The organism is Burkholderia sp. A9 (assembly GCF_000801975.1).
In genome coordinates this window covers 108,079-120,189 of the sequence record NZ_JSZN01000033.1, presented here as the reverse complement: position 1 = coordinate 120,189, position 12,111 = coordinate 108,079, and the positions used below count along the sequence as shown (strand labels likewise).

The 12,111-nt window shown below is 68.3% G+C and carries 11 protein-coding genes; 5 read left to right on the top strand and 6 right to left on the bottom strand.

What is annotated here, in order from left to right; all coding sequences use genetic code 11:
• The first annotated feature begins 107 nt into the window (after positions 1 to 107).
• The 4 genes from PI86_RS17495 (at position 108) to ubiA (ending at position 4,087) form a co-directional block, all read left to right on the top strand.
• A complete protein-coding gene (locus PI86_RS17495; protein WP_014898035.1) occupies positions 108 to 245 on the top strand; it encodes a hypothetical protein in 138 nt (45 codons plus the stop codon).
• Positions 246 to 559: 314 nt separating this feature from the next.
• Complete coding sequence (gene katG, locus PI86_RS14010; protein WP_039323471.1) at positions 560 to 2,746, top strand: catalase/peroxidase HPI; 2,187 nt, start codon at positions 560 to 562, stop codon at positions 2,744 to 2,746.
• A gap of 104 nt (positions 2,747 to 2,850) precedes the next feature.
• Positions 2,851 to 2,988 (top strand): hypothetical protein, encoded by a 138-nt coding sequence (locus tag PI86_RS17490; RefSeq protein ID WP_014898033.1) that lies wholly within the window; start codon positions 2,851 to 2,853, stop codon positions 2,986 to 2,988.
• A 226-nt stretch (positions 2,989 to 3,214) separates the two neighbouring features.
• Complete coding sequence (gene ubiA / locus PI86_RS14005; protein ID WP_039323468.1) at positions 3,215 to 4,087, top strand: 4-hydroxybenzoate octaprenyltransferase; 873 nt, start codon at positions 3,215 to 3,217, stop codon at positions 4,085 to 4,087.
• Between the two features lie 99 nt (positions 4,088 to 4,186).
• Here ubiA and proC read toward each other — a convergent pair whose 3' ends face one another.
• From proC to PI86_RS13975, 6 genes are all read right to left on the bottom strand, one after another.
• Positions 4,187 to 4,999, bottom strand: coding sequence for a pyrroline-5-carboxylate reductase (proC, locus tag PI86_RS14000; protein ID WP_039323465.1), 813 nt, complete (start codon positions 4,997 to 4,999; stop codon positions 4,187 to 4,189).
• A gap of 50 nt (positions 5,000 to 5,049) precedes the next feature.
• On the bottom strand, positions 5,050 to 5,748 hold the full coding sequence (locus tag PI86_RS13995) for a YggS family pyridoxal phosphate-dependent enzyme (protein ID WP_014898030.1): 699 nt from the start codon (positions 5,746 to 5,748) through the stop codon (positions 5,050 to 5,052).
• A gap of 123 nt (positions 5,749 to 5,871) precedes the next feature.
• On the bottom strand, positions 5,872 to 7,098 hold the full coding sequence (glcF, locus tag PI86_RS13990) for a glycolate oxidase subunit GlcF (RefSeq protein ID WP_039323462.1): 1,227 nt from the start codon (positions 7,096 to 7,098) through the stop codon (positions 5,872 to 5,874).
• Position 7,099: 1 nt separating this feature from the next.
• Positions 7,100 to 8,188, bottom strand: coding sequence for a glycolate oxidase subunit GlcE (glcE, locus tag PI86_RS13985; protein ID WP_014898027.1), 1,089 nt, complete (start codon positions 8,186 to 8,188; stop codon positions 7,100 to 7,102).
• Between the two features lie 185 nt (positions 8,189 to 8,373).
• Positions 8,374 to 9,867 (bottom strand): FAD-linked oxidase C-terminal domain-containing protein, encoded by a 1,494-nt coding sequence (locus tag PI86_RS13980; RefSeq protein WP_014898026.1) that lies wholly within the window; start codon positions 9,865 to 9,867, stop codon positions 8,374 to 8,376.
• Positions 9,868 to 9,905: 38 nt separating this feature from the next.
• The gene (locus PI86_RS13975) at positions 9,906 to 11,315 is read right to left on the bottom strand and encodes an FAD-binding oxidoreductase (RefSeq protein ID WP_014898025.1); all 1,410 of its coding nucleotides are present in this window, start codon (positions 11,313 to 11,315) and stop codon (positions 9,906 to 9,908) included.
• 150 nt (positions 11,316 to 11,465) lie between these two features.
• On the opposite strand from PI86_RS13975, the gene PI86_RS13970 reads away from it, so the two are divergent.
• Positions 11,466 to 12,017, top strand: a complete 552-nt coding sequence (locus PI86_RS13970; protein ID WP_039323459.1) for a cob(I)yrinic acid a,c-diamide adenosyltransferase — start codon at positions 11,466 to 11,468, stop codon at positions 12,015 to 12,017.
• Positions 12,018 to 12,111 lie beyond the last annotated feature (94 nt).

Genomic DNA, 12,111 nt, shown 5'->3' with positions numbered 1-12,111 from the left:
AATCAAATTAAAATAATCGATAGGTTTGCATAGAATGCTCTACATGGATCGGCGCCGGATCGGCAGCCCGATTCGCACGCTGGATGCAAGCGTCAAAGGAGGATGTCATGATGCGGTCGGTAATGCAGCACGCGCAGCGGAACATCCCGTCGCGCGACGAGGTCGTAACTCGCGCCAGGGCCGTGGTCCGCAACCTGCGCCCGATTGCGTTCGCGTACCTGGCGGACCGTGTGTACGGCGGCTGAGCGCCGCTGCACGCGGGTCCTGTGTTCCCCCGATTCACCTGCCGTCCAGCCATGAGGGAGCATTGCATGTCCGAAGTCCGGAAAACCACCCGCACCGCCGGCGTAGCGCCGGCCGGTCGCCGATTCCTGGAGCGCCCCGCTTGCGGCGCTTCGCGACGGGAACGCGCACCGCAGGTCACGCACGACATCCCGTAGAAAGCAGGAGGACCAGCCTGTTCCGTTTCTTACCCCCGCAATGACACTCCACGAACCGCGCGCGGCACGCTGCCGGGCCGGGTTGGTGGAGGCACATGAGCAAGCCTAGGAGAAAACGCATGTCGAACGAAAAGAAGTGTCCGTTCAATCACACCGCAGGCAGCGGCCCGTCGAACAAGGACTGGTGGCCGAACCAGGTGAACCTGAACATCCTGCACCGGCACTCGGCGCTGTCCGATCCGATGGACCAGGATTTCGACTACGCGGAAGCATTCGGGAAGCTGGACCTCGCGGCGGTGAAGCGCGACCTGCAAGCGCTGATGACGACGTCGCAGGACTGGTGGCCGGCCGACTTCGGCCACTACGGCGGCCTGTTCATCCGCATGGCATGGCACAGCGCCGGCACGTACCGGACCGCCGACGGACGCGGTGGCGCGGGCGGCGGGCAACAGCGCTTCGCACCGCTGAACAGCTGGCCCGACAACGGCAACCTCGACAAGGCACGCCGGCTGTTGTGGCCGATCAAGCAGAAGTACGGCCGCAACATCTCGTGGGCCGACCTGCTGATCCTGACCGGCAACGTCGCGCTCGAGTCGATGGGCTTCAAGACCTTCGGTTACGCGGGCGGCCGCGTCGACACGTGGGAACCGGACGACGTCTATTGGGGTTCGGAAAAGATCTGGCTGGAACTGAGCGGCGGCCCGAACAGCCGTTACTCGGGCGACCGTGACCTCGAGAACCCGCTGGCCGCCGTGCAGATGGGCCTCATCTACGTGAACCCGGAAGGCCCGGACGGCAACCCCGATCCGGTTGCGGCGGCACGCGACATCCGCGAAACGTTCGCGCGGATGGCGATGAACGACGAAGAGACGGTGGCGCTGATCGCGGGCGGCCACACGTTCGGCAAGACGCACGGCGCGGGCCCCGCATCGGACGTCGGCCCCGAGCCGGAAGCGGCCGGCATCGAACAGCAGGGTCTCGGCTGGAAGAGCACGTACGCATCGGGCAAGGGCCAGGACGCGATCACGAGCGGCCTCGAAGTCACGTGGACGTCGACGCCGACGAAGTGGAGCAACGACTTCTTCAAGCACCTGTTCAGCTACGAATGGGAACTGACGAAGAGCCCGGCCGGTGCGCACCAGTGGGTCGCGAAGGGTGCCGACGAGGTGATTCCAGATGCGTTCGATCCGGCGAAGAAGCGTCGCCCGACGATGCTGACGACCGACCTGTCGCTGCGTTTCGATCCGGCCTACGAGAAGATCTCGCGCCGCTTCTACGAGAACCCGGCCGAGTTCGCCGACGCGTTCGCACGCGCCTGGTTCAAGCTCACGCACCGCGACATGGGGCCGCGTGCGCGCTATCTCGGCCCGGAAGTGCCGGCCGAGGCACTGCTGTGGCAGGACCCGATCCCGGCCGTCGACCACCCGCTGATCGATGACGCCGACGTCGCGGCGCTGAAGGCGAAGGTGCTCGCGTCGGGCCTGTCGGTTGCGCAGCTTGTGTCGACCGCATGGGCGTCGGCCTCGACGTTCCGCGGGTCGGACAAGCGCGGCGGCGCGAACGGCGCGCGCATCCGCCTCACGCCGCAGAAGGACTGGGACGTGAACCAGCCGGCCGCACTTGCAACGGTGCTCGGGACCCTCGAAGGCGTGCAGAAGGCGTTCAACGACGCGCAGACGGGCGGCAAGAAGGTGTCGCTCGCCGACCTGATCGTGCTGGCCGGTGCGGCTGGCGTCGAGCAGGCCGCGAAGAACGCGGGTATCGCGGTGACGGTGCCGTTCGCACCGGGCCGGATGGACGCGTCGCAGGAGCAGACCGACATCGAGGCGATCGCCGTGCTCGAGCCGGTTGCGGACGGTTTCCGCAACTACCTGAAGGCCGCGTACAAGACGCCGGCCGAGGCGCTGCTGGTCGACAAGGCACAGCTGCTGACGCTGACCGGGCCGGAGCTGACGGTGCTCGTCGGTGGCCTGCGGGTGCTCGGCGCGAACGTCGGCGATGCGAAGCACGGCGTGTTCACCGATCGTCCGGGCACGCTGACGAACGACTTCTTCGTGAACCTGCTCGACATGGGCACGGAGTGGAAGCCGGCGTCGGCCGCGAACGACGTGTTCGAAGGTCGCGATCGTGCGACGGGCCAGGTCAAGTGGACCGGCACGCGCGTCGACCTGATCTTCGGCTCGCACTCGCAGCTTCGTGCGCTGGCCGAGGTGTACGGCAGCGCCGACGCGAACGAGAAGTTCGTACGCGATTTCGTCGCAGCCTGGAACAAGGTGATGAACCTCGACCGCTTCGACCTCGCGTGAATCTCGCGATGCGGTAACGCAGTCACGTTGTAACGTGAAACGGCCGGTCGTACGACCGGCCGTTTTTTCTTCCGATTCAAGGTTTTGTCGAAGGAGTGACGACCATGACGCAAATGATGCTGGACATGCGCGCGCCGGCCGAGTGGGCGCGGCGCATCGTCGGGTCCGCGATCGTCGTCGGCGGTGCGGCCGAGCTGGTCGCGCAGGCGCTGCACGCGATCGCGTCGGCTGCAGGCGGCTGAGCGGCGCGATTCGCTCGCCGCAGCAGACTGGCAAGTCGCGAACGGATGCCGCGCAGAGGGTGTCCGGACTGCCAGCCCAGGCTGGTTCGCCCGCATCGGGTCGAATCCTGGGTGGGGGCGGCGCCGGGGCGCATCTGTCCCCTGATAAGACGCGCGGGCTGCCCCGACATGACGCGAACCGCCGGTCGGTTCTAAAATGCCGGGGTTATCTTCCCGGTGCTTCGCCATGCTTGCCCGCTTCCCCCTGTATCTGCGGCTCGTCCGGATGGACAAGCCGATCGGCAGCCTGCTGCTGCTCTGGCCGACGCTCAACGCACTGTGGATCGCGTCGGACGGCCATCCGCGCTGGCCGCTGCTCGTGATCTTCGTGCTCGGCACGCTGCTGATGCGCTCGGCCGGCTGCGCGATGAACGACTATGCCGACCGCGATTTCGACCGTCACGTGAAGCGCACGGCCGACCGGCCGCTGACGTCGGGCAAGATCCGCGCATGGGAAGCCGTCGCGATCGCGGTGGTGCTGTCGTTCATCGCGTTCCTGCTGATCCAGCCGCTCAATACGCTGACGAAGGAGCTGTCGGTCGTCGCGCTGTTCGTCGCCGGCTCGTATCCGTTCATGAAGCGCTTCTTCGCGATTCCGCAGGCGTATCTCGGCATCGCGTTCGGCTTCGGTATTCCGATGGCGTTTGCGGCCGTGCAGGATACGGTGCCGATGCTCGCCTGGGTGATGCTGATCGCGAACATCTTCTGGTCGGTCGCGTACGACACCGAATATGCGATGGTCGATCGCGACGACGACATCAAGATCGGGATTCGCACGTCCGCGCTGACGTTCGGCCGCTTCGACGTCGCGGCCGTGATGGCGTGCTATGCGGTGACGCTCGGCATCTACGTGTGGATCGGCGCGACACTCGGCTTCGGTCTTGTGTACTGGGTCGGCTGGGCGGCGGCGGTTGGCTGCGCGCTGTATCACTACACGCTGATCAAGGACCGCGAGCGGATGCCGTGCTTCGCGGCGTTCCGGCACAACAACTGGCTCGGCGGCGTGCTGTTCGCGGGCATCGCCGCGCATTACCTGCTGGCGGGGCCGACGGCCAACTGACGCGGCCGCGCGCCGGCGCGCGATGCCCCCAAAAAAAAAAGCGGCCTCGGCCGCTTTTTTGTTGGCCCTGCCAGGCAAGCCCGGCCGACGGCGCAGCGCTTACGCGCGGCCGAGTTCGTCGCCCATTTCCTTCGCGCGCGCTTGCGCTGCGAGCGCGCCGCGCACGATCGCTTCCTTCACGCCTTGCGCGTCGAACGACGCGAGCGCGGCGGCCGTGGTGCCGCCTTTCGACGTCACGCGCTCGCGCAGCACGCTCGCCGGTTCGCCCGATTGCGCGGCGAGTTGCGCGGCGCCCGTGAACGTCGCGACCGCAAGCGCGCGGCCCTGTTCGTCGTTCATGCCGAGGCGGCGCGCGGCTTCCTGCAGCGCTTCGATGAAATAGAACACGTAGGCCGGGCCGCTGCCCGAGATCGCCGTCACCGCGTCGAGCTGCGCTTCGTCGTCGAACCACACGATCTCGCCGACCGCGCCGAGCACGTTCGACGCGAGCGCGCGCCCGGCCGCGTCGACGCCCGGCAGCGCGGCGAGACCGGTCACGCCCATGCCGACCAGCGCGGGCGTGTTCGGCATGGTGCGCACGACGCGCGCGTAGTCGCCGAGCCAGCGGGCGAGATCGGTGGCGCGGATGCCGGCCGCGATGCTGATCACGAGCTGCGACTTCAGATGCGGCGCGAGCGCCTGTGCGACGTCCTTCAGCACCTGCGGTTTCACCGCGAGCACGATCGCATCGTAGTCCGCGAGCGTCGCGTCGACGGCCGCGCCGGTGCGGATGCCGAATTGCTGCTCGGCGCGCGCGCGGACTTCCTCGTTGACGTCGATGGCATACAGGCCGTCAGCGGCGACGCCGCGCTTGACGAGGCCGCCGATCAGGGCCGCGGCCATGTTGCCGCCGCCGATGAATGCGATTTTCATGGTATCGAAATGAGCGAGTGAGTGAACGGAAAGGCGGAAAAGGGCGGCGCTCAGTGCGAATAGTCGCGTGCGCCGAAGATCGCGGTGCCGACGCGCACGACCGTCGCGCCTTCGAGCACGGCGGCTTCGAGATCGGCGGACATGCCCATCGACAACGTATCGAGCGGCAGGCCCTCGGCGCGCAACGCATCGAACAGCGCGTGCAGCGCGCGATGCGGCGCGCGTTGCGCATCGGTATCGCCGGCCGGTTCGGGAATCGCCATCAGGCCGCGCAGGCGCAGCGCCGGCAGCGCGGCAACCGCGCGGGCGACCTCGGCCAGGTCGGCAGGTGCGACACCGCTCTTCGACGCCTCGCCGCTGATGTTCACCTGCACACAGACGTTGAGCGGCGGCAGGTGCGCGGGACGCTGTTCGGCAAGGCGCTGCGCGATCTTCAGCCGGTCGACCGAATGGACCCAGTCGAAACGCTCGGCGACGGCGCGCGTCTTGTTCGATTGCAGCGGCCCGATGAAATGCCATTCGAGCCCGGCGCGCAGGTCGGCGAGCGCGTCGATCTTGTCGATCGATTCCTGCACGTAGTTTTCGCCGAACGCGCGTTGTCCGGCCGCATGCGCGGCGCGCACGTCGTCGGCGGGAAACGTTTTCGATACGGCGAGCAGCGAGACGGTGGCGGGATCACGGCCGGCCGCGCGGGCGGCGTCGGCGATGCGGCGATGAACGGAGTCGAGGCGGGCGGCGAAATCGGACATGACAGGAACGGAAGCGGGCACGAGAAGCGAATACGGCGGTGGATGCGGCGCGGCACCGCATCGATTCGCCCATTATACGGACCGGATGCTGCGCGCGGCCGGGCGGGCAGCCGGCCATCCGCGCTAGTCGTACAGCAGGTGCTCGACGAGCTGGATCCAGTGCGCGACCGGAATCTGCGTGCCGCTTTGCAGGTGTGCGATGCAGCCGACGTTGCCGGACACGATCATCTGCGGCTCGAGCGCCTGCAGCTTCAGCAGCTTCTGCTTGCGCAGCCGGTACGACAGCGACGGCTGGGTCAGCGAATAGGTGCCGGCCGACCCGCAGCACAGATGGCTGTCGGCCGGCAGCCGCACGTCGATGCCGAGCGTCTCGAGCAGGCGCTCGACTTTGCCGCGTGACTGCTGGCCATGCTGCAGGGTGCACGGCGGGTGATAGGCGACGGTGTGGATCGCGCGGCGCCGCGCGAGCGTCGCGAGCTCGGCCTCGAACGCGAGCAGCACGTCGGAGATGTCGCGCGTCAGCGCGACGATGCGCTGCGCCTTCTCCGCGTAGGCCGGATCGTCGCGCAGCAGGTGCGCGTATTCGAGTACCGTCGCGCCGCAGCCCGATGCGTTCATCACGATCGCCTCGGCACCTTGCTCGACGTACGGCCACCACGCATCGATGTTGCGACGTGCGTCGGCGAGCGCTTCGTCGTGATAGTTCAGATGCAGGCGGATCGCGCCGCAGCAGCCCGCGTCGGGCGCGACGATCGTTTCGATGCCGAGCGCGTCGAGCACACGCGCGGTCGCGATGTTGATGTTCGGCAGCATCGACGGCTGCACGCAGCCGCCGAGCATCAGCATCTTGCGCGGATGCGTGCGCTGCGGCCATTCGAGCAGCCGCGTGCGCGGCGGCACCTTGTCGCGCAGCCGTTTCGGCAGCAGCGGCCGCATATGCTGGCCGAGCCGCATCACCGGCGAGAACAGCGCCGCGTTCGGCACGAGGGTCGCGAGCAGGCGGCGCACGAGCCGCTGCTGCAACGGCCGCTGTACCTGCGCTTCGACGTGCTTGCGGCCGATCTCGACGAGCCGGCCGTACTGGACGCCCGACGGGCAGGTCGTTTCGCAGCTGCGGCACGTGAGGCAGCGGTCGAGGTGCTGCTGCGTGCTGCGCGTGACGGGCGCGCCTTCGACCATCTGCTTGATCAGGTAGATGCGGCCGCGCGGGCCGTCGAGTTCGTCGCCGAGCAGCTGGTAGGTTGGGCACGTCGCGGTGCAGAAGCCGCAATGCACGCACTTGCGCAGGATCGCGTCGGCCTCGTCGCCGTCGGGCGTATTGCGGATGAAATCGGCGAGGTTCGTTTGCATCTTAGAGATCGGAGTAGAGCCGGCCGCGGTTGAAGATGCGTGCGGGATCGAACGCGGCCTTCAGCCCGCGGTGAATCTTCATCAGCGGCGCGGGCAGCGGCGTGAACACGCCCGCGCTGCGATCGTAGGACTCGCCCGCGCGGAACAGCGTCGCATGGCCGCCGGCCTGCTTCGCGCTCATGCGCACCGTCTGCGCATCGGCGTCGGTGATCCACCAGCGTTGCGCGCCGCCCCATTCCATCAACTGGGTGCCGGGCAGGTGCATCGGTTCGGTGATCGACGGCAACGCGAGGCGCCACAGCGCATAGCCGGGCGGGATGCCGTGGAAGAACGGGTCGGTGTGCTCGCGCAGGCCGGCCCAGAAGCGTTCGGCCTCGACCGCGTCGACGACTTCGCCGCCGAGCAGCGTCTTCGCGGATTTCACGGCGGCCTCGGCGCCCGACAGGCGCAGCACCAGCGTGCCGTTGCGCCACCCGCTCGCGCTGACGGGCAGCGGATGGCCGCCCCATTCGTTGAGCTTGCGCACCGCGTCGGTCGCGGTCATCTCGAACTTCAGCGTGACTTCGGCGACCGGCACCGGCAGCACCTTGATCGACAGGTCGAGCATCAGCCCGAGCGTGCCGAGCGAGCCGGCCATCAGCCGCGACACGTCGTAGCCGGCGACGTTTTTCACGACCTGGCCGCCGAACCGCAGCACTTCGCCGCGGCCGTTCATCAGCGTGACGCCCAGCACGAAATCGCGCGGCGCGCCGCAGGTCGCGCGACGCGGGCCCGCGAGGCCGGCCGCGATGCAGCCGCCGACGGTGGCCGCGCGGCCGAAGTGCGGCGGCTCGAACGGCAGCATCTGGCCGCACTCGGCGAGGACGGTTTCAAGCTGCGCGAGCGGCGTGCCCGCGCGGACCGTGACGACGAGTTCGGCCGGGTCGTACGACACGATGCCCTGAAACGCGCGCGTGTCGAGTATTTCGCCGTCCAGCGCCTGGCCGTACCAGTCCTTGGTGCCGCCGCCGCGAATCCGCAACGGCCGGCCGTCGGCACTCGCGGAGCGGATACGCTCGGCCCATCCGGCGACGATGTCGTCCTCTTCCATGTTCTGTTGCTGCCTCGTCTTGTTGTCCGGTCGATTGTACCGGGGTGGCGCGAATCTACATCGCGACTATCCCTAAGCCCCGTATCACGAAGGCATGCAGCCGCCCGCCGCGCGCGGGACGCGCGGGCAGTGGGGCGGCAGGTCGCGGCACGTGCGGCCGGCACGGGCCGCGCACCGCGCGGCGCTCAGAAGCGCGGCAGGTCGGGGTGCGGCAGCAGCCCCCCGCGCACATGCTGGCGACCGTACTCCGCACAGCGGGCGCGGGTCGGGATGCCCTTGTCGGGATTGAGCAGCCCGGCCGGATCGAACGCGCGCTTGACCGCGAAGAACGCGTCGCGCTCCTGTGGCGAGAACTGTACGCACATCGAATTGAGCTTTTCGATGCCGACGCCGTGCTCGCCCGTCACGCTGCCGCCGAATTCCACGCAGCATTCGAGGATTTCCGCGCCGAACTGCTCGGCACGGTGCAGCTCGTCCGGATCGTTCGCGTTGTAGAGGATCAGCGGATGCATGTTGCCGTCGCCGGCATGGAACACGTTGATGCAGCGCAGCCCGTAGCGCGTCTCGAGCTGCTCGATGCGCGCGAGCAGCGGCCCGATCGCGCGGCGTGGCACGGTGCCGTCCATGCAGTAATAGTCAGCGGAAATGCGCCCGGCGGCCGGAAACGCGTTCTTGCGGCCCGACCAGAAGCGCAGCCGCTCGCTTTCGTTGCGCGAGACCTGGATGCGCGTCGCGCCATGCTCGCGCAGCACGGCCGTCATGCGGACGATTTCCTCCGCGACTTCTTCCGGCGTGCCGTCCGATTCGCACAGCAGGATCGCCTTCGCGTCGAGATCGTAGCCCGCGTGCGTGAACGCCTCGACGGCCTGGGTGGCCGGCTTGTCCATCATCTCGAGCCCGGCCGGGATGATGCCCGACGCGATGATCGCGGCGACCGCCTCGCCGCCCTTCACGACATCGTCGAAGCTCGCCATCACGAGCTGCGCGGTCTGCGGTTTCGGGATCAGCTTCACCGTGACCTCGGTGACGATCGCGAACATCCCTTCGCTGCCGATCACGACCGCGAGCAGGTCGAGGCCCGGCATGTCGAGGCCGAGCGAGCCGAATTCGACGATCTCGCCGTCGATCGTGACCGCGCGCACGCGCATCACGTTGTGCACGGTCAGCCCGTATTTCAGGCAGTGGACGCCACCGGAATTTTCCGCGACGTTGCCGCCGATCGTGCAGGCGATCTGCGACGAAGGATCGGGCGCGTAGTACAGCCCGTAAGGCGCGGCGGCTTCCGAAATCGCGAGGTTGCGCACGCCGGGCTGCACGGTCGCCGTGCGCGCGTACGGATCGACCTCGACGATGCGCGTGAAGCGCGCAAGCGACAGCACGACGCCGTTCGTGATCGGCAGCGCACCGCCCGACAGGCTCGTGCCCGCGCCGCGCGGCACGATCGGCACCTCCATGCGGCGACAGATCTGCACGATCCGCTGCACCTGCGATTCGGTTTCGGGCAGCGCGACCGCGAGCGGCAGCCGGCGGTACGCGGACAGGCCGTCGCATTCGTACGGCGCGGTGTCTTCGTCGCGGTACAGCAGGCAATGCGTCGGCAGCACGGCCATCAGCGCCTGCACGACTTCGCGCTGGCGCTGCGCGCGGGTCGCGCTCGACAGTTCGACGGAAGCGTTCATTGGGTCTCCTGCGCGCGGTGCGTCATCGCACCGCCGTATCAGCACGTGAAGATCTTGCCGGGATTCATCAGGTTGCGCGGATCGAGCGCGAGCTTGATCGCGCGCATCGCGTCGATGGCGTTGTCGCCGTGCTCCTTCGGCAGGAAGCGCATCTTGTGCAGCCCGACGCCGTGTTCGCCGGTGCAGGTGCCACCGAGGCGCAGCGCGCGCTCGACGATCCGGTCGTTGATGCGTTCGGCTTCGTCGATTTCCTCGGGCTTGTCGGGATCGATCAGGATCGCGACGTGGAAGTTGCCGTCGCCGACGTGGCCGACGATCGGGCAGGGCAGCGACGACGCGCGCAGGTCGGCTTCGGTTTCCTCGACGCACGCGGCGAGTTGCGAGATCGGCACGCACACGTCGGTCGTCACCGCGCGGCAGCCGGGCTTCAGCTGCAGCATCGCGAAGTACGCGTTGTGGCGCGCGGCCCACAGCCGCGTGCGATCCTCGGGGCGGGTCGCCCATTCGAAGCCCTGGCCGTTGTTCTGGCCCGCGAGCGCCTGCACGAGCTCGGCCTGCTCCTTCACGCCGGCTTCGGTGCCGTGGAATTCGAAGAACAGTGTCGGCGCTTCGGCGAGCGTCAGGTTCGAGTGGCGGTTGATCGAGCGCACCGCGAGCGAGTCGACGAATTCGACGCGCGCGATCGGCACGCCGATCTGGATCGTCTCGATCACGGTGCGTACCGCGTCGCCCATCGACGGGAACGTGCAGGTCGCGGCCGACACGGCTTCGGGCAGCGGATGCAGGCGCAGCGTGATCTCGGTGATCACGCCGAGCGTGCCTTCGGAGCCGACGAACAGGCGCGTGAGGTCGTAGCCGGCCGACGACTTGCGGGCGCGCGAGCCGGTTTTCACGACGCGGCCGTCGGCGAGCACGGCGGTCAGGCCGAGCACGTTCTCGCGCATCGTCCCGTAGCGCACGGCGTTGGTGCCCGACGCACGGGTCGCGGTCATGCCACCGATGCTGGCGTCGGCGCCGGGATCGATCGGGAAGAACAGGCCGGTGTCGCGCAGGGCTTCGTTGAGCGCCTTGCGCGTGATGCCCGGTTCGACCGTGACGGTCAGGTCTTCCGCGTTGATCGACAGCACGCGGTTCATTTCCGACAGGTCGAGCGACACGCCGCCGCGCACGGCGAGCAGGTGGCCTTCGAGCGACGAGCCGGCGCCGTACGGGATCAACGGCACGCTGTACAGCGCGCACAGCGACACGACTTCGCGGACTTCATCGGCGCTGTGGGCGAACACGACGGCGTCGGGCAGTTGCGGATCGAACGGCGATTCGTCGCGGCCGTGATGGGCGCGGACGGCGTCGGCGGTCGACACGCGCTCGCCGAAGGCGGCGCGCAGCGCATCGAGCATGGCGGGGGGCAGCGGGCGGCGCGCGGTGGCCGGCGGGGCAGGGTGATTCACGAATGTCTCCTGACGACTGCTTGTCAAACTTTCGGCCCATTCTACGCTGCAACGCCTGCTGCGGCCCCCGCCGCGGGCTGCGATAATCGCGTTCCAACCCAACACAACCCAATCGGGCCGCGTCGCGGCCGCGCACGAGAGGACATTCGCATGGGCAACCGCTTGAGCAAGATCGCCACGCGCACGGGCGACGACGGCACCACCGGCCTCGGCGACGGGCGGCGCATCGGCAAGGACGACGCGCGGATCGCCGCGATCGGCGATGTCGACGAACTGAACTCGAACCTCGGCGTGCTGCTCGCCGAGCCGCTTCCGGACGACGTCCGCACCGCGCTCGTCACGATCCAGCACGACCTGTTCGATCTCGGCGGCGAGCTGTGCATTCCCGGCCATACGGTGCTCGACGACACGCACCTCGCGCGCCTCGACCAGTGGCTGGCCGACTACAACGCGACGCTGCCGCCGCTGAAGGAATTCATCCTGCCGGCCGGCTCGCGCGCGGCGTCGCTCGCGCACGTGTGCCGGACGGTGTGCCGGCGCGCCGAGCGCTCGATCGTCGCGCTCGGGCGCCACGACACGTTGAATGATGCGCCGCGGCGCTACGTGAACCGGCTGTCGGACCTGCTGTTCGTGCTGGCGCGCGTGCTGAACCGCGCGGGTGGCGGCTCCGACGTGTTGTGGGAGCGCGGGCGCGTCCGCTAGCGCCCGGCGTCGCTTTTTCGCACTGCGACAATTTGCCCGGGGGGCGTCTATTTTTAAAGATGTATCGTATGTGCATGTTTAACGGAGAACGAAC